This window comes from Tamlana crocina (assembly GCF_012037625.1).
The window spans coordinates 1-25,941 of sequence record NZ_JAAVJS010000013.1 but is presented as its reverse complement, the minus strand read 5'-3'; the positions used below and the strand labels follow the sequence as shown (position 1 = coordinate 25,941).

The 25,941-nt window shown below is 38.8% G+C and carries 23 protein-coding genes and 1 riboswitch; of the genes, 5 read left to right on the top strand and 18 right to left on the bottom strand.

Annotation, left to right across the window (positions count from 1 at the left end):
* Positions 1 to 83: 83 nt before the first annotated feature.
* Positions 84 to 196, bottom strand: a riboswitch (SAM riboswitch).
* 94 nt (positions 197 to 290) lie between these two features.
* A complete protein-coding gene (locus HC176_RS10390; protein ID WP_167918141.1) occupies positions 291 to 1,844 on the bottom strand; it encodes a hypothetical protein in 1,554 nt (517 codons plus the stop codon).
* Positions 1,845 to 1,993: 149 nt separating this feature from the next.
* Here HC176_RS10390 and HC176_RS10385 point away from each other — a divergent pair, with 149 nt between their 5' ends.
* On the top strand, positions 1,994 to 3,169 hold the full coding sequence (locus HC176_RS10385; RefSeq protein WP_167918140.1) for a 2-isopropylmalate synthase: 1,176 nt from the start codon (positions 1,994 to 1,996) through the stop codon (positions 3,167 to 3,169).
* Between the two features lie 15 nt (positions 3,170 to 3,184).
* Positions 3,185 to 4,303 (top strand): 3-isopropylmalate dehydrogenase, encoded by a 1,119-nt coding sequence (gene leuB, locus HC176_RS10380; RefSeq protein ID WP_167918139.1) that lies wholly within the window; start codon positions 3,185 to 3,187, stop codon positions 4,301 to 4,303.
* Positions 4,304 to 4,682: 379 nt separating this feature from the next.
* Here leuB and argH read toward each other — a convergent pair whose 3' ends face one another.
* The 17 genes from argH to HC176_RS20320 all read right to left on the bottom strand — a co-directional run bounded on the left by argH (position 4,683) and on the right by HC176_RS20320 (position 22,527).
* On the bottom strand, positions 4,683 to 5,957 hold the full coding sequence (gene argH / locus HC176_RS10375; protein ID WP_167918138.1) for an argininosuccinate lyase: 1,275 nt from the start codon (positions 5,955 to 5,957) through the stop codon (positions 4,683 to 4,685).
* A 192-nt stretch (positions 5,958 to 6,149) separates the two neighbouring features.
* Positions 6,150 to 7,217, bottom strand: coding sequence for a M20 family metallo-hydrolase (locus HC176_RS10370; RefSeq protein WP_167918137.1), 1,068 nt, complete (start codon positions 7,215 to 7,217; stop codon positions 6,150 to 6,152).
* Between the two features lies 1 nt (position 7,218).
* A complete protein-coding gene (gene argB / locus HC176_RS10365) occupies positions 7,219 to 7,995 on the bottom strand; it encodes an acetylglutamate kinase (protein ID WP_167918136.1) in 777 nt (258 codons plus the stop codon).
* A 128-nt stretch (positions 7,996 to 8,123) separates the two neighbouring features.
* A complete protein-coding gene (locus tag HC176_RS10360) occupies positions 8,124 to 9,068 on the bottom strand; it encodes an N-acetylornithine carbamoyltransferase (protein ID WP_167918135.1) in 945 nt (314 codons plus the stop codon).
* Positions 9,069 to 9,114: 46 nt separating this feature from the next.
* The gene (proB, locus tag HC176_RS10355) at positions 9,115 to 9,879 is read right to left on the bottom strand and encodes a glutamate 5-kinase (protein WP_167918134.1); all 765 of its coding nucleotides are present in this window, start codon (positions 9,877 to 9,879) and stop codon (positions 9,115 to 9,117) included.
* A gap of 21 nt (positions 9,880 to 9,900) precedes the next feature.
* Complete coding sequence (locus tag HC176_RS10350) at positions 9,901 to 11,058, bottom strand: aspartate aminotransferase family protein (protein WP_167918133.1); 1,158 nt, start codon at positions 11,056 to 11,058, stop codon at positions 9,901 to 9,903.
* A 1-nt stretch (position 11,059) separates the two neighbouring features.
* The gene (proC, locus tag HC176_RS10345; protein ID WP_167918132.1) at positions 11,060 to 11,854 is read right to left on the bottom strand and encodes a pyrroline-5-carboxylate reductase; all 795 of its coding nucleotides are present in this window, start codon (positions 11,852 to 11,854) and stop codon (positions 11,060 to 11,062) included.
* A 34-nt stretch (positions 11,855 to 11,888) separates the two neighbouring features.
* Positions 11,889 to 12,872, bottom strand: a complete 984-nt coding sequence (gene argC / locus HC176_RS10340) for an N-acetyl-gamma-glutamyl-phosphate reductase (protein ID WP_167918131.1) — start codon at positions 12,870 to 12,872, stop codon at positions 11,889 to 11,891.
* Positions 12,873 to 12,938: 66 nt separating this feature from the next.
* A complete protein-coding gene (locus HC176_RS10335) occupies positions 12,939 to 14,117 on the bottom strand; it encodes an argininosuccinate synthase (RefSeq protein WP_167918130.1) in 1,179 nt (392 codons plus the stop codon).
* Positions 14,114 to 14,710 (bottom strand): hypothetical protein, encoded by a 597-nt coding sequence (locus tag HC176_RS10330; protein WP_167918129.1) that lies wholly within the window; start codon positions 14,708 to 14,710, stop codon positions 14,114 to 14,116. Before HC176_RS10330 ends, HC176_RS10335 begins: the two co-directional genes overlap by 4 nt.
* Before the next feature lie 520 nt (positions 14,711 to 15,230).
* Complete coding sequence (locus HC176_RS10325; protein WP_167918128.1) at positions 15,231 to 16,205, bottom strand: ThuA domain-containing protein; 975 nt, start codon at positions 16,203 to 16,205, stop codon at positions 15,231 to 15,233.
* Positions 16,206 to 16,215: 10 nt separating this feature from the next.
* Positions 16,216 to 16,953: a 3-keto-disaccharide hydrolase gene (locus HC176_RS10320; protein WP_425338199.1), complete on the bottom strand. Its 738-nt coding sequence runs from the start codon at positions 16,951 to 16,953 to the stop codon at positions 16,216 to 16,218.
* Between the two features lie 45 nt (positions 16,954 to 16,998).
* Complete coding sequence (locus tag HC176_RS10315; protein ID WP_167918126.1) at positions 16,999 to 18,051, bottom strand: sugar phosphate isomerase/epimerase family protein; 1,053 nt, start codon at positions 18,049 to 18,051, stop codon at positions 16,999 to 17,001.
* A 20-nt stretch (positions 18,052 to 18,071) separates the two neighbouring features.
* Positions 18,072 to 19,220 (bottom strand): Gfo/Idh/MocA family protein, encoded by a 1,149-nt coding sequence (locus HC176_RS10310; protein WP_245234876.1) that lies wholly within the window; start codon positions 19,218 to 19,220, stop codon positions 18,072 to 18,074.
* A gap of 6 nt (positions 19,221 to 19,226) precedes the next feature.
* Complete coding sequence (locus HC176_RS10305) at positions 19,227 to 20,393, bottom strand: MFS transporter (protein WP_167918125.1); 1,167 nt, start codon at positions 20,391 to 20,393, stop codon at positions 19,227 to 19,229.
* A gap of 27 nt (positions 20,394 to 20,420) precedes the next feature.
* Positions 20,421 to 21,383 (bottom strand): sugar phosphate isomerase/epimerase family protein, encoded by a 963-nt coding sequence (locus tag HC176_RS10300; protein WP_167918124.1) that lies wholly within the window; start codon positions 21,381 to 21,383, stop codon positions 20,421 to 20,423.
* 100 nt (positions 21,384 to 21,483) lie between these two features.
* Positions 21,484 to 22,527 (bottom strand): helix-turn-helix domain-containing protein, encoded by a 1,044-nt coding sequence (locus tag HC176_RS20320; protein ID WP_167918123.1) that lies wholly within the window; start codon positions 22,525 to 22,527, stop codon positions 21,484 to 21,486.
* Positions 22,528 to 22,653: 126 nt separating this feature from the next.
* Here HC176_RS20320 and HC176_RS10290 point away from each other — a divergent pair, with 126 nt between their 5' ends.
* From HC176_RS10290 to HC176_RS10280, 3 genes are read left to right on the top strand one after another with little or no spacing between them, the layout of a single operon-like run.
* Positions 22,654 to 24,357 carry a GMC oxidoreductase gene (locus HC176_RS10290; RefSeq protein WP_167918122.1) on the top strand — a complete coding sequence of 568 codons (1,704 nt, stop codon included), beginning with the start codon at positions 22,654 to 22,656 and terminating at the stop codon, positions 24,355 to 24,357.
* Positions 24,354 to 24,941 (top strand): gluconate 2-dehydrogenase subunit 3 family protein, encoded by a 588-nt coding sequence (locus HC176_RS10285; protein ID WP_167918121.1) that lies wholly within the window; start codon positions 24,354 to 24,356, stop codon positions 24,939 to 24,941. Before HC176_RS10290 ends, HC176_RS10285 begins: the two co-directional genes overlap by 4 nt.
* Before the next feature lie 31 nt (positions 24,942 to 24,972).
* Complete coding sequence (locus HC176_RS10280) at positions 24,973 to 25,770, top strand: 3-keto-disaccharide hydrolase (protein ID WP_167918120.1); 798 nt, start codon at positions 24,973 to 24,975, stop codon at positions 25,768 to 25,770.
* Positions 25,771 to 25,941: the final 171 nt, after the last annotated feature.

Below are 25,941 nucleotides of genomic sequence, written 5' to 3'. Positions count from 1 at the left end.
TATAAAGTCAATGCACTTAAAAAAGTGTACTTATTAGAAAAATGTTATGAAGAATTTATAAAACTACCTGAAGTAATTCTGTGTGGTTATCTATCCAACAGCGCAAAGCTATGTGGCAGAATGTAGCACCTTCTTTACAGATAAAGGGTTGCTAAGGCTTCATTGGGTCTAATCCCTCCGCCTTTCTTGATAACATCTCAATAAGTGTTTGAACTTCGTGAATGCAAATATTCGTTCAGAAAAAGTTAATATCCAAATTTTTTAAGGGAAAATTTACTTTTTCGTCGGGATTATGATTTCTCGTGCCGCCTTTGGTGAAACTTATTTCTAATTACCAAACCTATGGGCCTGTTCTGTATTTTAGACTCCAACCAAGAAATAATATCTAAATACAAAAACGCCCGACTCTGGTAGGGATCGTCTTCAAATTCTTTTAGTTTTTTATGCAGTTTAATGAATTCATTTTTCACCTCATGCGGATAAATATCGCCTAAACCACGTAAAAATTTGATAAACTCTTTCTGCACTTCGTACAAATCTTCCATCTTGATTAAAAATTTATAAGTACTTCTAATCAAGGCATCCAAGTTGTAATCCAGACCCGCTTCGTAATGCGCTACCAAATTCAGAATACGTGAAAAGCACAACAAATCTTCGCGCATTTGCAAAGACTTGTTACTAATAATTTTATCTAAAAACTGAATGCATTTTTTGTTTTCGCCAGCACCAAAATACATACTGGCTATTTTATAGTAAAACACCATAATATGGTGCTCGTCTATGCGGTTTTGGTAGTTTTTCAAACGCTCCAAAACCTCTTCTATTAAAGGCAACCCTTCCTTAAAAGAGCCCTCCATAAAGTGCAGATTGAACTTGTTGTTGTAAACGTACAAGAAGGCTAAACTTTCATTATTATCATCTAACGGAAACCATTTTTCCTGGGTGATTTCCTCTAAACGATGAAGCGCTGTTTTAAACTTCTCGTATTGCTGCAAGTAGAACAAAGCTTCCAACAGATAATGATTACCCCGTAAAAAGAACACCGGGTTAAGTACAATCATATCTTTGTTATCATAAAACAAATCGACCCATTTTGAAGCATACTTATAGCAGGATAAAAAATCGACTGTTAAAAAACTGTACCATAAATACGATTTGTACAGCCATAGCTTTTCCCGAAAGCCTAGTTTATTGATATCGTATTTTGGTAAACGGTCATTAAAATATTTGGTAACAATTTGGTGTTCTTCGTCGTTTTTAATGTAACCTGTTTTTAGGAACAACCCATATAATTGCAGCGATAAATTAGACAGTTTACTGGCCAAAACGTTTTGCTGGCTCAGCTCTTTGGCTTGAATGGACAGCTCGTCGGCACGATTGCTCAAACTACGGGTTATGTATTGCGACTCGATTACTTTTTCGAGTTCAACAATTTCGTAGGCCGCATTCTTTTCTTCGTGTGCAATAGCCAAATTTTTAGCTTTATCGAGAATTTTCAAACTTTGTTTGTAAAGTCCTTTGTGGTACAAAATGGTAGCAAAATCTAACTGTTCGCGAATTTGAATCCTTACATTTTGATGGGAAGGGTTTAACCGTAAACTGATTAAGATTTGCTTATACAAGTGTGCTTTTAAATTAGAAAGCTGCTGTTTTTTTACAATGCCTTTTTTAAGTATGGCAGCTTCGTCGTACACCGAAAGCTTATCGAGAATATTAAAAAGCATCAAGAATTTCGAATCTTCATTCACCCCCAATCGCCCAACATAAAGCTTAAATTGTCTTTTTTCAGACTTAGAGAGCGATTTCACCAAAACAAACAAATTATCTTTTTGCTCTTTTGTCATAGTTACAATAACAGTGTTAATTTATTGATTTTCAGTATTTTAATAAAACATCAACTTGCTTAAACATCGTAAAAACAATTTCTTGAATTCTGTTTTTTAGAAACCAAAATATACATTCGTAGAACAAAAAGAAAATATATTTTAATTAAATGTCTGATAACAAAGTACAAATTTTTGACACAACGTTAAGAGATGGCGAGCAAGTCCCTGGATGTAAGCTTAATACCGACCAAAAATTAATCATAGCCGAGCAGCTAGATAAATTAGGGGTAGATATTATTGAAGCAGGCTTTCCGGTGTCGAGCCCTGGTGATTTTAAATCGGTCGAAGCTATTTCCAAAATAGTAAAAAACGCTACCGTTTGCGGTTTAACGCGCTCAGTAGAAAACGACATTAAAGTTGCTGCCGAAGCTTTAAAGTATGCCAAAACACCAAGAATACATACTGGTATTGGTACTTCGGACTCCCATATAAAACACAAATTTAGATCTAACAGAGAGGCCATTATCGAGCGCGCTGTTAAAGCAGTAAGCTACGCTAAAACTTTTGTAGAAGATGTTGAGTTTTACGCAGAAGATGCCGGTAGGACCGATAACGATTATTTAGCCCAAGTGTGCGAAGCTGTTATTAAGGCCGGAGCCACTGTATTAAATATTCCAGACACGACGGGCTATTGCTTGCCTAGCGAGTATGGTGCAAAAATTAAATATTTAAAAGAAAACGTAAAGGGTATAGACAAAGCCATTCTATCTTGCCACTGCCACAACGATTTAGGTTTGGCCACTGCCAATTCTATTGAAGGGGTAATTAATGGTGCAAGACAAATAGAATGCACCATAAATGGTATTGGAGAACGCGCCGGAAACACCGCTTTAGAAGAGGTTGTTATGATTTTAAGACAACACCCTTATTTGAATCTAGATACCAATATAAAATCTGAAATGCTTTACGGCTTAAGCCAATTGGTTTCAGATAACATGGGGATTTACACCCAACCGAACAAAGCTATTGTTGGGGCCAACGCCTTTGCTCACAGTTCGGGCATCCATCAAGATGGGGTAATTAAAAATCGTGAAACATACGAAATCATCGACCCTAAAGATGTTGGTGTTACCGAATCGGCTATTGTATTGACTGCCAGAAGTGGTAGAGCCGCATTAGCTTACAGAGCGAAAAACATTGGATACGAATTAACCAAGCTTCAATTGGATGAAATCTATGCTAATTTCTTAGATTTTGCCGATACCAAAAAAGAAGTTGACGATAACGACATCCATTACATTATAGAAAACAGCAAAGTGTACAAGGAAATCACTTCTGCTTAAATCAGTAAATACAAAATGAAGTTAAATATTGCCGTTTTGCCAGGTGATGGCATTGGTCCAGAAGTTACAGCTCAAGCCGTTAAGGTTCTGAAAGCTATAGCTATGGAATTTAACCACGTATTTACATTTAATTATGCCTTAGTTGGTGCCAGTGCCATCGATAAACATGGCACGGCGCTTCCGCAGGAAACTATTGATATTTGCACAAAAGCCGATGCTGTCCTTTTTGGAGCCATTGGAAAAACAGCTTTCGATTTAGACCCCGATGCCAAAATACGTCCTGAACAAGGTCTCTTGGGTATCCGAAAAGCTTTGGGTCTACACACTAATATCAGACCGATTATTGCCTACGACGATTTGTTGAGCAAATCTTCATTAAAGGTACGTCAAATAAAAGACACCAATATTCTTATTTATAGAGAGTTGACTGGCGGAATTTATTTTGGCGACCGGAGTTTAAGTGAAGATGGCAACACCGCTTCTGATGTTTGTACCTACCACCGTTTTGAAATTGAACGTATTGCACATCAAGCCTTTAAAGCGGCACAATCGAGAAAACGCAAACTTGCCCTGGTTGACAAGGCCAACGTTTTGGAAAGTTCCAGATTGTGGCGCCGCGTGGTACTGGAAATCGCACCGCAATATCCCGATGTAAAAGTCAATTACCTTTACATTGACAATGCGGCTATGGAGCTTATTATCCGCCCAAGACAGTTTGATGTCATTTTAACCGAAAATATGTTCGGTGATATCCTTTCGGAAGAAGCCAGCGTGATTGTGGGATCTATAGGTTTATTGGCTTCGGCCTCACTTGGGGACGAGCATGCTATGTTCGAACCCATTCACGGTGCGTACACCAAAGCAGCCAACAAAGGCATTGCCAATCCCATCGCTTCCATTTTATCGGCAGCTATGTTGCTTGATCATTTCGGACTTGACGAAGAAGCTGCATTGGTACGCGAAGGTGTAGACAAGTCGTTAAAACTACACATCACCACACCCGATTTAAATAACAAGTACGACAATATTAGCACTACGAAAGTGGGCGACTTTATTGAAGATTTCATCAATAATCCAGACGAGACCAATCTAAACTTTACAAATATACATTTAGGGCAATCCACTATTATTTAATTATTTGAGTTAGTCGCCAACATATTAAAACTAAACATTTTGGAAGTCCTTAAAAGCGCATGTAACCAATGCGCTTTTTTAATGGTGAATATTTTGTTTGATTTTTGAGTTAGGCAAATAGAAAGATACTATCTTAAAAAATATTATGTGATGTCTCCTATCATCGACATGACTACAGTTTCATTCAATTAAATATTGCAAGTCATTTCAAACATTTATAAGAAAACACAGGGCACTTGAAGAACCTCTGTTATTAAATGTCTCATCTCGATAGCTATCGAAGTGCCGACAAGACTTCCATTAGCTTATAAAAATAGATTTAATTCGGGTTACATCAGCAACCAATTTACCACAAACCACACCTCCACATCAAAAAAAATTACTTAGGGAATTTAGCCCGTATTTTATCCAAGCATAAATTATGAATACTGCCCACGTGCGTATGCTTTTTCGAGGTATCTGGCACGTAAGTCCCATCTTGTACCTGCCCTCCTATTTTTTGGTAAGCCTCTCGGAAAGTTTGCCCTTCAACCACTAAAGTATTGATGTTATCCACCGTAAACAAGTATTTGTACAAATCGCTGTTGATATCAATATCATTTACAATGATTTGCTGAATGGAATAATTGAAAATATCCAAAATATCCTTAATTTCTTCAAAGGCGGCAATCATGTTTTCTTTCAACAATTGAAAATCGCGGTGATAACCACTTGGCAAATTATTGGTAATTAACAGCATTTCGCTTTGAAGTGCTTGTATTTTGTTGCACTTACCACGGATAAGCTCAAACACATCAGGGTTCTTTTTATGCGGCATGATACTACTTCCTGTGGTTAACTCATCAGGAAATGAGATAAACCCAAAATTCTGGCTCATATACAAACAAACGTCCATGGCAAATCGCGACATGGTATTAGCCAAACTTCCTAAAGCAGCCGAAATAGTACGTTCGTTTTTACCACGTCCCATTTGCGCAGCTACCACATTGTACTTTAGTGTTGCAAAATCCATTTCATTCGTGGTAAACTCCCTATCGATAGGGAATGAACTTCCGTAACCCGCTGCAGAGCCCAACGGATTTTGGTCTACCGTTTTTATGGCCGCATCTATTAAAAACACATCATCGACCATCAATTCGGCATAGGCCGAAAACCACAACCCGAAAGACGATGGCATGGCCACTTGCAGGTGCGTATAACCAGGCAATACTTTGTCTTTATAATTTTCAGCTTGATCTAAAAGTGTATTGAAAAGCGTTTTGGTCTTTTCTTTAACCAAGGCTAGATTTTCTTTGTAATACAAATGAAGGGCTACTAAAACCTGATCGTTTCTAGAGCGTGCCGTGTGTATCTTTTTTCCAACGTCACCCAAACTTACAGTCAGTTCGTACTCAATTTTAGAATGTACATCTTCAAACTGCTGGTCGATTACAAACTCGCCTGCTTCAATTTCATTTTCCAAAACTTGCAGTCCGCCTAAAAGTTGCTCCAATTCAATGGTGCTTAAAATGCCTATTTTATGTAGCATTTTCGCGTGCGCCTTGGATGCGATTACGTCGAATTTTGCAATATGGATATCAATTTCACGATCGTTGCCAACCGTAAATTGTTCTATTTTTTTATCGATGGATATACCTTTGTCCCAGAGTTTCATAAATTTCTGCGAAAGCAGAAATCTCTGCTTTCATTTTTAATTATTATTCTTTAGTTTTTTTTAAGACCCTTCGTCCCGATAGCTATCGGGAGCGCTCAGGGTGACAACCATTCTTATTATCATTTCGAACGAATTATACCATCTTTTCTCTTTTGAAGAGATAGCCACGTCGCTCCGCTCCTCGCTATGACGCTACACGATAACCCGATTCAACAATTCAACATATATTTTAATACCTTCTTCAATTTCGTTGATATAAATAAATTCGTCTGCCGAATGCGAGCGCGTGCTATCACCGGGCCCTAGTTTTAAACTTGGACACTTTAACACCGCTTGATCAGATAGTGTTGGTGAACCATATGTACTTCTGCCCATGGCTACCCCAGCTTTTACCAAATCATGGCCCATGGGGATAGACGACGAATTTAATCGTAAACTACGCGGTGTAATTTTTGTGCACGGCGATTTTGTTTGCAGTATTTCGGCAATTTCAGCATTACTGTAAGCGTCGTTTACACGGACGTCTACTACCAAATCGACATGACCAGGAACCACATTGTGCTGCGACCCTGCGTTTATTTGCGTAACGGTCATTTTAACATCACCCAAGGCTTCGGTACTTTTTTCAAATTTAAAATCCTTAAACCATTGCAGTACCTCAATACAGTTATAAATAGCGTTGTTATCATTAGGGTGTGCGGCATGGCTTGGCGTACCTTCAACGACGGCATCGAAAACCACGAGGCCTTTTTCCGCCACCGCTAAATTCATCAACGTCGGTTCTCCTACGATGGCTACATCCACTTTTGGGATGATGGGCAACATACTATTGAGTCCATTAGGCCCGCTACTTTCTTCTTCCGCGGAAGCGACCAAAACCAAATTATATTTTAAATCTTTTTGATTGTAAAAATGGGTGAATGTAGCGATTAACGACACCAAGCAACCACCGGCATCGTTGCTACCCAAACCATACAACTTACCATCTTCAACAATGGCTTTAAACGGATCTTTGGTGTAGGCACTGTTTGGTTTTACGGTATCGTGATGCGAGTTTAACAACAGCGTTGGCTTGCTCTCGTCGAAATATTTATTGACCGCCCAAACGTTGTTTTTGGTGCGTGTGTAATCAATATTAAATGTTTTAAACCAATCTTCAATATGTGCCGCAGTAGCACCTTCTTCTGAAGAAAACGACTGCGTTTCAATTAATGTTTTTAAAAGCGCAATGGCTTTTTGTGTTAATTCCTGTAGTGCCATATTATAAAGTTATGGTTGTAAAATTAGAGTCGGTTTTAGTCAACATCGAGGTATTCCCCATATTGATGTTGCTAACGCCGTTATTTAAAGCATCAAAACAATTTTCAAGTTTCGGAAGCATTCCGTCAGCGATGATACCTTGCTCCAAAAGTTCTTTATAGGTTTTAGAGTCGATGTGCTTAATCACCGAATTTTTATCGTTAATATCTTTCAAAACACCATTGAGCTCAAAACAATAATAAATCGATGTTTCGTACAATTCACTCATGCCTACTGCGACTTGAGAGGTAATGGTATCGGCATTTGTGTTGAGCAATTGCCCATTGCCGTCGTGTGTTATAGCACAAAATACGGGGGTAAAATCGGCCTGAATCAATTTGTCGACAGACTGATAATCCACGCTTTGCACATCACCCACAAAGCCAAAATCGACTTCCTTTACAGGACGTTTTACCGATTTGATGCTATTGATATCAGCACCCGTTAAACCAATGGCATTGGTGTTTAAAGCCTGCAATTTGGCGACTACATTTTTGTTGACCAAACCGCCGTAAACCATCGTAATAACCTCTAGGGTTTCGGCATCGGTAATTCGGCGGCCATTTACCATTTTTGATTCTATGCCCAATTTTGATGCGATATGCGTGGCGCGTTTACCACCGCCGTGCACCAAAATTTTCTTTCCCTCTAAATTTGAAAATAATTTTAAAAAGGCATTTAGAGCACTTTCGTCCTCAATAATGTTTCCTCCTATTTTTACTATGGATAGTTTTTCCATTGGACTGAAGCCTCCCCTAACCCCTCCAAAGGAGGGGAACTGGCGAGCGTTTTATATTAATTTTTTTCTATCAATTCTAAATTCCCTTTAGCATTTAATTGGGTTCGCATTTCTCCCCTTTGGGGAGCTTAAGAGGGGCTATTCTCCAATATTTTTTTAAGCACCAACTGCGCGGCATACGTTCGGTTGTTGGCCTGCTCGATAACCAATGAGCTATCGCTATCGAGTACGGCATCTTCAACAATAACATTTCGTCTTACTGGTAAACAGTGCATAAATTTAGCATTGCCCAACTTTTCTTTGGTAATCATCCAATTGGGGTCGGTGTTTTTTACTTTTCCGTAGTCTTCGTAACTGCTCCAGTTTTTTACATACACAAAATCGGCATCCTTTAAGGCTTCTTCCTGATTGTGGTAAATTTTGGTATCTCCCGTAATTTCGGGGTTTAAATCGTAACCTTCGGGGTTGGCAATAACAAACTCCACATCCATTTTTTGCATGGCTTGGGTAAAACTATTGGCCACGGCATGTGGCAAAGCTTTTATATGGGGCGCCCAACTTAGCACCACTTTTGGCTTTTTAGCTAGCGTATGTTCTGAAATGGTTAAAGCATCGGTAAACCCTTGCAGCGGATGGCCTGTTGCGCTTTCCATGTTCACAATGGGCACGGAAGCGTATTTTTGAAAAGCACTCAACACCTGCTCGCTTTCGTCTTTTTCTTTATCGGTTAGCGTTGGAAAAGCTCGTACCGCAATAATATCGCAGTATTGTGACACCACAGCTGCCGCTTCTTTGATATGCTCGGCAGTTGAACCGTTCATTACGGTGCCATCTTCAAATTCCAATCCCCAAGCATCTCCAGAAACATTCATCACAATAGGATTCATCCCTAAATTTAAAGCAGCCTTTTGAGTACTTAAACGGGTACGCAGGCTCGAATTAAAAAACAACAAACCTAAGGTTTTATTTTTTCCCAATTCGATGTGCTTTAAAGGGTTTTCCTTTAATTGTCTGGCTTCCTCAATCCATGAATTGATGTTATCGATATCGTGTATGGAGGTGTAATGTTTCATTCTTCTATCTTGTTTTTTAGACCTAAAATAGTCTGTAATATTATCGTTATTTGATTTTTGTAAACGGCACTTTGTTTTCCATCGCATTTAAAATAAAATGGTCTTCCAAGCCATTAACAATCCATGTTTCAATATTGGCATTTTTAGCTACCGAAGCAGCTTCAATCTTCGATTGCATACCGCCACTGCCGTGGGAAGATTTGGAATCGACTACCTGTTTGGTCAACTCCTCAAAATCATCAACCACTTTAATGGTTTCCGGCGTACCGTTTTCGTAGGATTCTTTCGTATAAATCCCGTTGGTGTTGGTAGCGATTATAAATAAATCGGCTTTTAAAAGCGAGGCCGTTAAAGCTCCTAATTTATCGTTGTCACCAAATTTTATCTCATCAGTAGCCACCGTATCGTTTTCGTTAATGATGGGAATATAATTATTGTTCACCAAAACATTGATGGTATTCACGATGTTTTTTCGGCTTTCCTTTTTTTCAAAATCGGAATAACTTAATAAACACTGCGAAGTCAATAGCCCATATTCACGGAATATCTCTTGATAGATACGAATTAAATGGGGTTGCCCGATGGATGCCAAAGCCTGTTTTACAAAAACGTCCTTTTGCTTGCTTTCCAGTTTTACAAATTGCTTGGCTACGGCAATAGCCCCAGAACTGACGATGACAAACTCGTGCGTATCTTGAAGTTGTGCAATCTGGCTAGCCAAGTCTTCAATCTTACCCCTGGAAATATTATTGGTTTCTTTTGTTAGGGTATTGGAACCCACTTTTAATAAAACACGTTTTTTTCTTTTCATGCTTTTGGTATGCAACGATTGCTAAATGTTTTGCAACTGATTTTCTTCAATTTCAGATAACGCCTCAATCAAGGCTTCAAAAAAGTGGTTAATATGATCTTTTCTAATAGTTAGCGGCGGTAAAATCCTTAATAGCTTTTTGTTGGAAGCTCCACCCGTAAAAATACGATGCTCGTAAATGAGTTTTTTTCTGAGTTCACCCACTTCAAAGTCAAACTCCAAACCAAGCATTAAACCTCTTCCTTTTATATGTTTTATCTGCGGAACACTTTTCGCCAATTTTAAAAAGTATTCGGACATCGCGTTAACGTTATCCATCAATTTTTCATCTTCAATAACGTTCAACACGGAAAGACCAGCCGCACAAGCCAAATGATTCCCACCAAAAGTAGTACCCAACATGCCGTGTTTAGCTTCAATATCGGGGTGGATTAAAATACCGCCAATAGGGAAACCGTTACCCATACCCTTGGCTATCGAAATGATATCGGGGGTAACATTGTAATGCTGAAAAGCGAAAAATTTGCCCGAACGTCCGTAACCCGATTGTACCTCATCAGCGACAAACATGGTGTCATTAGCTTGACAAAGGGCATAAACTTGCTCGAAAAAATCAGCCGTACCTTGGTCCAATCCGCCTACACCTTGGATAAACTCTACGATAACAGCACAAACATCACCTTTTTCCAATTCGGCCTTAACGCCCAAAATATCATTCAACTCTAAAATGGTTACTTTTTGCTGAGCGTTTATCGGTGCGATAATATTTGGGTTATCGGTTGCCGCCACTGCTGCCGAGGTTCTTCCGTGGAAACCATTTTTAAACGCTACCACTCTCGATTTTCCTGTTTTGAACGAAGCTAACTTCAGTGCATTTTCGTTGGCTTCGGCTCCCGAATTGCACAAAAACAAATTATAACCTTCGCAACCAGAAAGTGCTTCCAACTTTTCGGCCAATTGCACCTGTAACGGGTTTTGAATGGCATTGGAATAAAAGCCCAATTCGGCCACTTGGCTTGAAACGGCATCGACATATTTTGGGTGTGCATGCCCAATGGAAATTACGGCATGCCCACCGTAAAGATCTAAATATTCGTTATCGGCATCATCGTAAACATAAAGTCCCTTGGCTGAAACCGGCGTTACGTTGTATAATGGATAAACATCAAATAATGGCATGTTAATTCTTTTTTAGTTGGTTAATTTTTTCGAAGGAAGCATTAATTCCTTTAATGAGCGAAGAGCTTAATCCTTGGTGCTCCATTTCGTTAAGACCTTCAATGGTGCAGCCACTCGGGGTGGTTACACGATCTATTTCTTCCTCTGGATGTCTTCCAGATTCTTTCAATAAACTGGCTGCTCCGTAACAAGTTTGCAAAGCCAATTGGTGCGCTTCATGAGCTTCGAAACCCAATTGAATAGCCCCTTGGGTTGTGGCACGCACCAAACGCATCCAAAAGGCAATACCACTGGCACATATAACCGTAGCAGCCTGAATTTGGTCTTCGGGAATGACCATGGTGGTCCCCAGTTGATTAAAAATATCTCGAGCCATTGGCACTTTATCTTGCGCTGCTTTATTAGCTGCAATGCATGTCATTGATTTTCCTATGGAAATAGCCGTATTGGGCATCACGCGGATGATGTTTTTATCAGCACCAATAATACCTTCAATTCTTGAAATCTCAACACCAGCTGCTACCGACATTACCACATGCTTCTCGGAAATTTTAGAAGACACTCCTTCTAAAACCGAATTAATGTGTTTGGGTTGCAAGGCAAAAATAACAATATCAGACTCCGCAACGGCCAACTCGTTATCGTTGGTTACCACGACATTGGGCAAACTTTTATACGCATCAACATTTGTCGTGTTTTTGTCACTTAAATACAAGGATGAAAAGGTGTTGTTTTTCACCAGTCCTTTGGCAATCGAACTCCCTAAATTACCAGTACCAATAATGGCTATTTTCATTTCAAAAAGTTTGTTAGTCGTCAGACATTAATTATTAGAAATAAGTTCCTTTTAAGCTTAAACCCGTGGTTTCCTCCAGTCCGAACATTAAATTCATGTTCTGAACCGCTTGCCCTGAAGCGCCTTTCAATAAGTTATCAATAATACTCGTTACCAACAATTTACCTTCGTGCTTATGCAAATGGATTAAACATTTATTGGTATTTACTACTTGTTTCAAATGTAAAAAATCATCAGAAACAAATGTAAACTTAGCCTCTTTATAAAATTCGTCATATAAGGTTTTAGCCTCATCTACCGAGCCTTCGAAATCGGTATATATAGTTGCGAAAATACCTCTTGAAAAATTCCCTCGGTTGGGCATGAACAAGATGTCTTTTGAAAAACCATTTTGCAATTGCTTAACCGATTGGTTGATTTCACCCAAATGCTGGTGCGTAAAAGGCTTGTAGTACGAAAAATTGTTATCGCGCCAAGTATAATGTGTGGTTGTCGAAAGCGATGTTCCAGCTCCTGTGGCTCCGGTTACTGCGTTTATATGCACATCGGTATTCAACAAGCCCTTGTTCGCCAATGGCAAAAGCCCCAATTGAATAGCGGTGGCAAAGCAACCTGGATTGGCAATATTATTGGCGTTTTCGATGGCTTCTTTTTGCAATTCGGGCAGTCCGTAAACAAAAGTTTTACCTTCAAAAGTTTTATCGGCTTCCAATCTGAAATCGTTGCCTAAATCGATGATTTTCGTGTTTTCCGAAAAGGTGTTGGCCGACAAAAACTTTACCGAATTACCATGTCCCAAACACAAAAACAACACATCAATATTTGGATTTACCGTATCGGTAAATTCTAAATCTAACGAGCCGATTAAATCTTGGTGCACTTTGCTTATTTTGTTGCCGGCATTACTGGTACTGAACACAAAATTGATTTCGGCTTGCGGGTGATTAATCAGCAGTCTGATTAATTCGCCTGCCGTATATCCTGCTCCTCCAATTATTCCTACTTGTAGTTTTTTCATTTTTAATACTTTAAAATTAGGCTTCGACTGCGCTCAGCCTGACAATTCAGCACATCAAAGCCCGTTTTATTTCGAATTTACTTGCTGATAAATTTTGTTTTGGTTGCCCACAATTTTAATAAACCCTTTGGCTTCATCGGCAGTCCAACCTTTATTTTCTTCGCCATAACTTCCGAATTTGGCGCTCATTAAATCGTGATTTGAAACAATACCGTCTAAAGTAAAATGATACGGTTTTAATGTTACGGTTACATCGCCAGACACTTTATCTTGACTGCTTTGCAAAAAGGCTTCCATATCGCGCATTACGGGATCTAAGTACTGCCCTTCGTGTAAATGCATGCCATAAAAACTGGCAATATATTCTTTATGCTGCAACTGCCATTTGGTAAGCGTGTGCTTTTCCAACAAATGGTGCGCTTTTATGGTGATTAGTGCTGCAGCCGCTTCGAAGCCTACGCGACCTTTAATGCCCACAATGGTATCGCCCACATGAATATCGCGACCAATAGCATAAGCCGATGCTAAATTATTCAGTGTTTCAATATTGATTTCTGGAGCATTTTCAACTCCGTTTACTGCCACCAATTCGCCTTTTTCAAAAGTTAGTTTTACTTTTTCCTCTTCGGTATGTTTCAATTGTGACGGATAGGCTTCCCCCGGCAATGGGTTTTCCGAAGTCAATGTTTCGGCACCACCAACACTGGTTCCCCAAAGACCTTTGTTAACCGAGTATTTGGCCTTTTCCCAAGACATATCGATACCGTTTTCTTTTAAATAATCGATTTCCTCTTGTCGGGTTAATTTTTGGTCTCTAATTGGAGTAATGATTTTAATATTTGGCGCTAGGGTTTGAAAAATCATATCGAAGCGCACCTGGTCGTTACCGGCACCCGTACTTCCATGGGCAATGTATTCGGCATCAATACTTTTGGCGTATTCAATAATTTCAATAGCCTGAACAATACGCTCGGCACTTACAGAAAGCGGGTAGGTGTTATTTTTCAATACGTTACCAAATATTAAATACTTTACTACTTTTTGGTAAAATGTAGATACGGCATCAATATTTTTATAAGTTGAAACACCCATTTTATAGGCGTTGCTCTCAATGTGCTCAATTTCTTTTTTGGTAAAACCACCAGTGTTTACACTTACTGCGTGCACATCGTACTCTTTTGATAAACTAACGGCACAATACGAGGTATCTAAACCACCACTGTAGGCTATTACTAACTTTTTCATATGTTCGGAATTTTACTTTTTAAAATCTTATTTATTTGATTGAGTTTTGATTCGAAATAAGGGTTAACGTAATATTTATATTTAACCTCATCCCTTAGTTTTCCTAATTTTTCTAAGGTTGAAATTAACACCGGCGACAAATCTTTTAAGGTAACGAATTTCATCCCCAACAATAAATTGTTATGATGAACGGTAGGCTCTTGAGCGATGGAAATAAGAAAATCTTTCCTAAAATTTTGCGTCAACAAATCCATAAGCAATAGCCCGAGGTTATGGTTTCTATGCGCCTCATGAATCCATAGGGCAGAGCGTTCGTAAACAGAAAATTTATCCACAACATGCCTGTGTGCAAAAATATGCCCGTAAATTTCACCGTCTTTCCTTAACAGGTAGCATCCGTTTTTTAAACGGTCCAGTAACATACCTACATTGGCGTGAAACATGGCGGGAAGATTTTTGGTTCTTTCGGAGATGACCTGCAAGTTGATTGCCGAAATCTCATGCGTAAAAACAATTTCAAAACCCTGTGCTTCACAATAGGCTTTTGCTTCGTCAATCAAGGTGTGTTTTTCTATATCCAATATTGAATCCATTTTCAATAATTATTAAACCCCAAGCAAACCACTAAGGATTCCAAAAAAGTCTTTTTAACTTTTTTAATTTTTATTAATTCTAAAATAATAACGAAAAACGAAAGTAGCGAATACTTTCTGAAACTAGACAGCCCCTAGGGGCGAGTTTTTGGAAAACGCACAACAACAGCGCTAGCGGTTTTTGCTAGCTTAAAAGAGATAGGAGATATGTTGTTTCCTGTTTTCACTGAATAACTATCTTTACTATTAACTCTAAATCGTCGGCATGAGCCCCTTTCGTTAATATAAGGCGCAAAATTACAACTTATTATGAATTACGCAACTTTATTATATGATAAAATAAAAGGATTTTGCATTTTACTCTGAAAGAGTTAAATGTTAAGGAAATTGAATAGCGGAGTTTGATAGTTTACACCGAATCAGTCCATGAAATTGTAAACAAAAGAAAGACCTCAAAGAAACTAACTGCGAAACTTATGGGGCCTTTCGTAAAATTTTAATTCACGAAAAAGAGATTATATTAGTTTTTCAACTCAAAATCGCGCGTAGATTTTTCGGTTTCCGATGGAAAATCATCGGGCACCTCAGTTTGGGTTACCTTACCTGTAGCGGCCCATTCTGTACCGCGTTTTAACAAGGTGATAAAACCAACGCACTCAAAAGCCTCTTCATCGTGCCCCAGTGTGGTATGGAACACTCTGCCTTTACCATAATCTATGGTCATTACCACAGGTTCCTTTTGTTCCAATTCTGGCTTTTTAAGCGTAGTAACCGCCGTTGATAAAATGGTTACATTTTTGGCCGGTCCACGCAGAAAGGCATAACACTCGTCATTGGCATGCATCCATTTTTTTGGAAACCCTGCTGTAATAGCATGTTGGTTATAATTAGTTACCACGAAATCTTCACGTTTACCGTGCGCCCCTCCTTTTCCTTCTGAATAATCTCTTTTAGGTTGGTTATCTTTATCGATATACAAATAAGGCCCGTGTTGTTCGGTGCGTCCGCCCCAGCCGCCAATGGCTATCATTTCGTTGTAGGCTTTCCAATTTGGAAATGAATTATCTGCAGCGTGAACACTCACAAAACCACCTCCTTTGCGCACAAACTTTTCAAAAGCCCGTTGAGTTTTCTCAGGCCATGAAGCCGCCTTGTACCCAAAGTTTGAAATAACGACATCGTAGTTTTTAAATTTAGGACCAAAATCGGGGTCGGTTTTTGGTTTTCCCTCAGTGCCTTCTCCTGCATTCGCCAATAGCAGCCAATCCTTAAACCGCTCGCTATTGGTTAAATACTTGGTACGCGCAATATCTACCTCAAACAAACCTGTTTCTTCTAGATATTGCTTCATCATAATAGTAGATTTTGGCCAAACCGAATGGTTATTTTGCCCATCTACTATTAACACTTTAATTTTTCCTCTTTTATCGTTTAGGCTGTACCCTGTTGCAAACAAACAAATGGCCATCACCACTAAAACAATTCGCTTTATCATTATTTTATTTTTAATTTAATTCGCGTACCCAAATATTCCTGTAGCTCACACCACTATTATCTTTGTGGTCCTGTAGCCGAATTGGCGCTTTACCATGAGGCTCGTTTTTAGGCCAACCAATAAACTCGGTTGTGCCTTTTATCTCTACGTGGTCCTGAATCAAAACCCCATTATGGAGCACAGTAATTGTGCCAGATTTAGTTTTGTTTCCGCTTTCATCAAATTTTGGTGCATGGTAAATAATATCGTAAACATTCCAATCTCCCGTTTTTGATAAGGCTTTCACCAATGGAACAGCTTGCTTGTAAATAGCTCCAACCTGACCGTTAACATAGGTATCGTTGTCGTTATTATCCAGAATCTGCACTTCATATCTGTTTTGCAAAAACACCCCACTGTTGCCTCGGTGTTGTCCTTCGCCACGAATATCTTTTGGCGACTTCCACTCTAAATGCAGTTGTATATCGCCAAAATTTCGTTTGGTTTGTATGTCGCCTGCTTTATCTTTAACGGTCATACTTTTATCGGCATTCAATATCCATTTTACCGCTGAAGAATCTTTCGTTGACACCCATTCATTAAAATGTTCACCATTAAAAAGGACAATCGCATCCGATGGTATTCCTGCTTCCGCATCAACGGTTACCGCTTTCGGTTTGGGCTGCCACACTTCTGTTTCTTTGGGATTGGTGGGTTCTTTTATTCGTTTCAAATCGTTAACCTGACCAAAAGCACTCCCCGAAAACATCGTAACACCCAACAAGGCTAACAGTAATCGCTTCATATTACAGGATTAAATACCCAACACACTTTTCAAATAATTTTCGTCAATATCACCTCCGGCAAAATCATCAAAACTACGTGTGGCCGCTTCAATAATATGCTTTTGAATAAACGGTGCGCCTTCCCGTGCGCCCTGCTCCGAAGATTTTATACAACATTCCCATTCCATAACCGCCCACACGTCGCAGTTATACTTGGTTAACTTTGTAAAAACACCTTTAAAATCTACTTGTCCGTCGCCCAAACTTCTAAAACGGCCGGCTCGGTCTTTCCAATCGGCATAACCACCGTAAACCCCTTGTTTTCCCGACGGGTTAAACTCTGCGTCCTTAACGTGAAAAGATTTAATGCGCTCGTGGTAATAATCTATAAAAGTTAAGTAATCTAACTGCTGAAGCACAAAATGGCTAGGGTCGTACAAAATATTAGCACGTTTATGGTTGTTCGTCGCTTCTAAAAAACGTTCGAAAGTAATACCGTCGTGCAAATCTTCACCCGGGTGTAATTCGTAACACACATCAACCCCATGCTCATCAAAATGATTTAAGATGGGTAACCAACGGTTCGCCAATTCCTTAAACCCTAAATCCACCAATCCTGCAGGACGCTGTGGCCACGGATACACCGTTTGCCATAGCAGCGCCCCCGAAAAACTTGCGTGCGATTTTAAACCCAATCGTCCACTGGCCGTCCCACATTTTTTAACAAAATCTATCGCCCATTCGGTTCGGGCTTTGGGATTACCCCGCACATGCTCTGGCGCAAAACCATCAAACAAAGTATCGTAAGCTGGGTGAACCGCCACCAACTGCCCTTGCAAATGCGTTGAGAGTTCGGTGATTTCCAACCCGTAAGACTGCACTTTTCCTTTTAATTCGTCGCAATAGGTTTGGCTTTCGGCAGCCTTTTCAATATCAATTAAACTGGCTTCCCAAGTTGGTATTTGTATGCCTTTGTAACCTAAATCGGCCGCCCAATGGCACATGCCATCCAAACTATTAAATGGTGCTTCATTACCCGCGAATTGCGCCAAAAATACTGCCGGACCTTTTATTGTTTTCATATGTTATTATATTCTTTCATTTAACTGAGTTTAGTCCATGCTGCATTGTTTTTATCACTTTCTACCGCCGCATAAATAAATTTCATACCACGCACACCATCTTTAATGGTAGGGTAATCGGGTTTTTCAATTGTTCTTCCTTCTTTTATTGTGGTAAGGTGTATGGCAAAACTCTTGTATATTGTAGCAAACGCCTCCAAGTAACCTTCAGGGTGACCGGCAGGAATCCTACAAACCGCCAAAGCCTCATCATGCAATCCGTTGCCATTGGGCGTATAAATCTTTTTCGGTTCTTTTAACCATCGTGTTATCAGTTCATTTGGGTTTTCTTGGTTCCATTCCACACTTCCTTTTGTACCATAAACTTTGATGCCCAAATTATTTTCTTCACCCAAAGCAATTTGTGAGATAGAAATTGTGCCTTTTGCACCGTTCTCCATCCGTATCAGCATATTACCATCGTCATCTAAAACACGCCCTTCTCCAAACCTTCCCAAATCAGCTGCAATTTCTGTAATCTTCAACCCCGTAATATATTCAATTAGGTTTTCAGCGTGCGTGCCAATATCTCCTAAAGCACCACCAATGCCAGAACGTTTTGGATCTACCCTCCATGCCGCTTGCTTTTGCTCTGTCTTCTCCAAAGATGTCGATAACCAGCCTTGTAGATATTGTGCTTGTATCTTTCTTATAGTTCCCAATTCGCCTTTAGTTATCATAGCTTTAGCTTGTTTTACCATACAATTCCCTGTGTAATTGTGAGTCAAGGCAAATAGCTTTCCACTTTTATCAACCACTTTTTTTAGAGCTTCAGCTTCGTCCAAAGTTAAGGTTACAGGTTTGTCACATACTACATGAAAGCCATTTTCCAAAGCTAGTTTAGCAGGAGGAAAATGCATATGATTTGGTGTTACAATGGTTACAAAATCCATTCGGATAGCTTCAGGAAGTTCTTTTTCCTTTTGAATCATTTCTTCAAAAGTACCATAACATCGGTTTTCATCCAGCCCAAGAGCTTTCCCAGATGCTATTGATTTTTCTACGGTACTACTAAACGCTCCACAAACAAGCTCTATCATACCATCAATACCTGCAGCTTTTCGATGCACATCTCCAATAAAAGAGCCTATGCCTCCACCAACCATTCCCATTTTTAGTTTTCTATTCATTCTGATTTATGCTTTTTGTTTTCTTTTATTCATATAAATGTGTAAACCTAAAAATGCTACTATCAAAACACCAGGTAAAATAGACATAGTTCGCAATGCTTCAGAGGCACTAGCATTATCCATTAGATTACCCATAATTGGCAACACTAAGGAAACAGAAAACATACCAGCTCCTCCCATTACTGATAACCCCAAAGCTCCTGTTTCTGGTAAATATTCAGCAACAAACCCCAACATGGTTGGCCAAAAAAACGTAACCCCGATAGCAAAAACGGCCGCCGCAACAAAGGTCATCCCTCCACTTGTTACCGTTAGTAACCACAACCCAATAAACGTGAAAATGGCAGAGTACAATAACATCCCTGATGGACTTAATTTATGCACCACTTGTCCCGCAAACAACCTTCCCAAAGCCATAATGCCGTTAATAAATGCCAAAACTAATAATGGTGCAGTTACCGATTCTTTTAACAAGGATTCTATTCTTTGGGTGGTTCCTAATTCTGAAGCTGCTGTTAAAAACATACAAGCTACCATGAACAAAAACAGAGGTTTTAAAACACTAGAAAACATTTTTTTATTGCTCACTCCCATTTGAACACGCTCGGTAACCGGTATTTTTTGCCCCCAAAATAATAATCCATAAATCACTAATGGAATAAACAGAGTCCCTACCATAACTTGCCAACTTAAGCCTAAAACATCCATAACCAACCAGCCTACTAGCGCGCCAATAACAATACCCCCAGGAAACCATACGTGAAATCGGTTTAACATTTTGGTTTTCTCTTGTGGATACATTGATGCCACCATAGGATTGAGCGCCGCCTCAACAAAGCCATTACCAATTCCTATAAATAATGTAGCAATAAATAATGATGTCATGGAATCTGCCATAAGCGTTAAAACAATACCAATAGCGTGCGTAATAAATGCCATCCACGTTATTTTTTTTATCCCCAGTAAGTCAACTAGTGGCCCACCAATAATCATAGCAATTGTGAATCCAAAAAAGGCGGGTGCAAAGGCATATCCAATTTGCTCCATGGTTAACCCCACACCCTCGGGACCAAAGACAGTTTCTAAACGCGCACGTATAGCAAAAGTCATGGCTGTTGTAATTAGAGCGAGACAACTTCCCAAAAACAACCTGTTTTTATTAATATTCTCCATAAATTATGTGGTTTGATTAGTTTTGCATTAAGTGAGCTGTTTACCAACTTTAATGAGCAAATCACGAGTGGCTTGTATTCCTTCTTCTTCCGAAATCGTTTTACCTTCAAACTCAACCCCCACAAATCCTTTATAACCCGAATCCTTCACCATCTGCATGACACGTTTATAATCTATTGTAGTTTCATTCCCCTGAGCATCAAACCCATATGATTTGGCACTAACTGCTTTAGCAAAAGGCAATACTTCTTGCATCCCTTTATACCTATCGTAGGCTTCCAAACAATTCCTTTCTGCATCCTTTGTAATGCAAAAATTTCCAAAGTCTGGTAATGTACCACAGTTTTCATTTTTTATTTGAGAAAACACTCTTGACATCCAAGCGCCATTGGAAGAAAAGCCACCATGATTCTCTACCAAAACATTAATATTTGACCCTTTTGCAAAATCGGAAAGTTGCGTTAGAGAATCAATTCCTGCTTTTGCAGCTTCATCTTCATCTATTCCTCCGGCCAAATTAACTCTAATGGCATGACAACCTAAAAAATGAGCCGCTTCAACCCATTTATAGTGATTTTCAATAGCTTTTAAGCGCTTTTTGGTATCGACATCTGCCAATGCCCCCTCTCCATCTACCATAATGAGTACATTTTTTTGACCTTCAGCATTAGCTCTAAGATTCATTTCTTTTAAATAACTCATATCTTGAGCCTTATTCTTAAAGAAACTATTTACGTATTCTATACCTTCAAAGCCAAAACTTCTTGATTTTGCAGCAAAATCCAAGTTATCCATAGCCCCACTTCTGAGTGATCTATTGTAAGACCATTGCGCTAAAGAAATCTTAAAAAACAGTTCTTCTGATTCCTTTGGTTCTTCAGCTTTATTAATAACTTTATTTTCCTTTGAATTCTTACATGCGTGAAGTCCAAGTACTGAAACTGCTACACCTGTTTGGGATGTTTTTACAATAAAATCGCGACGTTTCATATTTTTTGTTCGTATATAAATTAATTAGACGAGACGTGAAGTTATAGAAATATCCCGCAAGAGCTGTTTATTTTTGTTCAGTGAAAAAATTTAAACAAATTTAAACCTCTGGATAGGCGGTTATTTTTTCGTTCAAATGAAACCTTTCCCTAAAAGCTTTCGGAGAGCATTTTTCGTGTTTTTTGAATACCGTAGAAAAGTATTGACTTGTTGTGAAACCACACATATAAGCCACTTCTCCAACCGTTAAATTAGGACTATCTTTTAGAATATTTTTAGCCATTTCTAAACGACGAATATTTAAATATCGCATAGGAGTTAAATTGGTTAATTGCTTACAATGGTAAGTAAACCGAGTTAGCCCAACCCCCGAAGACTTTGCCATCTCCTCGATTGTCCAGTTTTCAGACAAGTTCTTATCTAGTTCTTTTAAAAAATATTGCACACTCCTAGAGCTATCAGTTAAAGATTCATTAAGTACAATATCCTCAGTTTTCAACAAATCTAAAATCAGAATCAACAAATAATTTATTAGCAACCTAATTCTAGAGGCATTGCTTCCATTTTTATCTGTATTTACCGTAACATTTATGCGCTTAAAACAATCGCGAACTCTCTGATCTGCCTTTAAAATAGATTTCTCGTTATGCCTTAAAATAGTTGTTAATTTTGATAAATCATCATTTGTTAACGTAATCCAATCTGGCCATACCCAATCCTGATGCGGCCTTCGAACTCCTAAATCAATAATCACCCAATAAAATTTTCCCATTCCAATATTAGGGTTCCCAACTTTATGTGCTTCCCACGGACGTGTGATGGTTAAATTATTAGGAGTTAATAGCACCTCTTTACCCTCCTGAGCATATGGCATGGTACCTGATTCTAGAAAATGAAATTCTATACCCTCATTTCGGTGCCAATCTAAACCCCAATCTTGTGGCTCGTTGGCATCCCAATAACCAATGCTATTCAAGCCTAAGGTATTTTCATCTAACCGTTCCCCCGGATATGTGTGCCTCGCCAAGGCTTTAAATTTCAATTTACCCCTATTAAAGGCATCAATTAACGGCAAACAAGTATCTGCATGATACACCACACCGTTTGCTTCATAGGGCTCAATTTCCTGTACGTTTACTTTCACTGAAATATTTTAAACAAATAACACATGCAAAATAATTATTTTTAAGACATATTCATATTTTTAAACATATTTATACCAAAATATCATAAAAGTACTTTAACAACTACAATTTCTTAACTAATATTTATGACAGAAGAAACTAAAGTTACCAAATATGACGCTATAGTTATAGGCTCAGGAATGACAGGAGGTTGGGCCGCTAAAGAACTATGTGAAGGCGGCTTAAAAACTTTGGTACTAGAGCGTGGACGCATGGTTGAACACATAAAAGATTATCCCACTATGAATTTAGACCCATGGGATATGGAACTAAGAGGAGACCCCACAGCTGAACAAAAAGCCAGACAATACAAACAAGCACGAACAAGTTACGTTGTAAAACAAGATTCCAGACATTGGTTTGTTGATGATTACGACCATCCCTATAATGAAAAAAAGAGATTTGATTGGATTCGGGGCTACCATGTTGGGGGACGGTCCATAACATGGGGAAAGCAAACCTACAGATTAAGTGATTTGGATTTTGAAGCTAACAAAAAAGATGGTTATGGTGTAGATTGGCCCATTCGTTACAAAGATATTGAACCATGGTACAGTTATGTAGAACGCTACATTGGCATTAGTGGAGAAGCTCTTGGTTTGCCCCAATTGCCCGATAGTGTTTTTGAACCACCCATGGAACTAAATTGCGTTGAGCAACATCTTAAAGAACAAATGGCACAAAACCATGGGCGTGTTCTAACCATTGGAAGGGCAGCACATATTACAGGAAACCAACCACATGAAGGCAGAGGCAAATGCCAATTCAGACACAGGTGTAGGCGTGGATGCCCGTATGGAGCTTATTTCAGTAGCGTTTCTTCAACTATACCTGCTGCCAACAGAACAGGTAATTTAACTTTAAGACCACACTCCATAACCTATGAAATTATTTATGACGAATCCTCTAAAAAGGCGACAGGAGTCAAGGTTATTGATGAAAAGACCAAAGAAAAACTTGAGTTTGAAGCAGATATTATTTTTTGTTGCGCCTCCGCCATAGCATCTGCTTCCATTTTAATGCAATCAAAATCTGATAGATTTCCTAATGGTTTAGGAAATGATTCTGGTGAATTAGGACACAATATCATGGATCACCATTTAGGTTCTGGTGCGTCAGGTTTAATTGAAGGTTTTGACGACAAATATTATAAAGGAAGAAGACCTAATGGCATTTACATTCCTCGATTTAGAAACCTAGGCGACAAGGAAAGTGAGCAAAAATCATTTCTTAGAGGTTACGGCTATCAAGGTGGCGCTGGCAGATATGGTATTTCTGAGCATGTTGCCGAACTAGGTTATGGCGCAGAGTTTAAAGAAGAATTACTAAAACCCGGTCCGTGGAGAATGCACCTAGGCGGTTTTGGAGAATGTTTGCCTTATCATGATAATAAAATGACATTAGATTATAACAAACTAGATCAATGGGGATTACCAACCATTACCTTTGACGCAGAATGGAAAGAGAACGAACTTAACATGCGAAAAGATATAATGGAACAAGCTGCAGATATGCTAGAGAAAGCAGGTTTTAAAGATATTCACACCTATAACACACCACATGCACCTGGCATAGGCATCCATGAAATGGGCACAGCAAGAATGGGAAGAGACCCAAAGACATCTGTACTTAACAAATACAACCAAATTCATAACGTTCAAAATGTCTATGTTACCGATGGTGCCTGTATGACCTCGGCAGGTTGCCAAAACCCATCTTTAACCTATATGGCATTAACTGCACGAGCCGCAAATCATGCAGTTAAACAATTTAAAGCTAAACAACCATGAATCGTAGAGAAGCATTAAAAAATATTGGTTTAACCATTGGTTATTCTTCCATTGCCCCAAGTGCCCTGAGTATTTTACAAAGCTGTACAAGTGACGTTGAAAAATGGACTCCTGTGTTCTTTACTGAAGAAGAAAGCATCGTTATAAAACACTTAGTGGATTTAATTTTACCTAAAACCGAAGCAACACCGGGCGCTTTAGATGTTAATGTCCCCGAGTTTATAGATTTATATGCCTCTAAAGCTTATAATGATGAAGATAAAGCAGAATACAAAAAGGGTATAGAAAGTATAATTGAGGCCCTACACATCCCTGAGTCTGGAGCAAAACACCTAAACACCGAAGGCTATAGCACTTTGTTGGATAAATACTTAAGAGCAACTAAAGCGGAAGAAAGACAATTTAAAGCAGAAAAAAGTATAGTTTACGAAGCACTCTTAAATTTAAGAAACCAAACGGTTTGGGCTTACCAAACCAGTGAAACTGTTGGTGAAAAAGTATTGGCATACGACCCCATTCCTGCATCACAAAAGGGATGTATTTCAGTTGAAGAAGCTACTGGTGGAAACGCTTGGTCTTTGTAAATAATTCAAATCTTTATAAACTATAACATACATGAAATCTATTTTAATCAAAATTGTATGCACTCTATTGGTATTTTCTTTTACACTTTCGTGCAAGAAAAAATCAGAAAGCCCCAATAACAAAGCAGAATGGAAATCCATATTCAACGGCAAGGACTTAAAAGGATGGACGCCAAAAATAATGGGGCACGAATACGGTAATAATTACAGAAATACATTTATTGTTGAAGATGGCCTATTAAAAGTTTCCTACAAAGCTTACGATTCCTTCAATAACGCATTTGGGCATCTTTTCTACAAAACACCATATAGCAACTACAAGTTTAAAATGGATTATCGCTTTACGGGAGAGCAAGTTTCTGGAGGAAAGGCTTGGGCGTTAAGAAATAGTGGTATTATGATTCATTGTGAAGACCCAAAAGGCATGGAACTCAACCAAAACTTCCCAGTTTCTATTGAGGTACAACTTTTAGGAGGCAATGGTCTAGACGAACGTTCCACCGGAAATTTATGTACCCCTGGTACGCACGTTTTTTACAAAGATTCTTTGGTTACAGAGCATATTATTAAATCGTCTTCAAAAACCTATCATGGTGACCAATGGGTAAATGTTGAAATTGAAGTGAGAAATGACTCTATTATTAAGCATTATATAAATGGAGAAGAAGTATTAACATACAACAAACCCCATATTGGAGGAGAGGCCGTTAATACTGGAAACAAGTGGAAGCCAAAAGAAAACCAACCTTTAAAAGGGGGCTATATTTCATTGCAAAGCGAAAGCCACCCTATAGAATTTAAGAATATTGAACTATTAGAGTTAAAGTAAAAACTCTCAGCGCAAGTGTACTGAGAGTTTAAAACCTTTTAAGCGGCAGTATCTCACTAAGTGTGTAAAGTTTAAATATCGAGGGTTGCAACCCTCGATATTTTTTTTTGTTTAATTTTAAATTTTATACACTTATGAAGAAAGAAGATTTTCTGAACGATGATTTTTTAA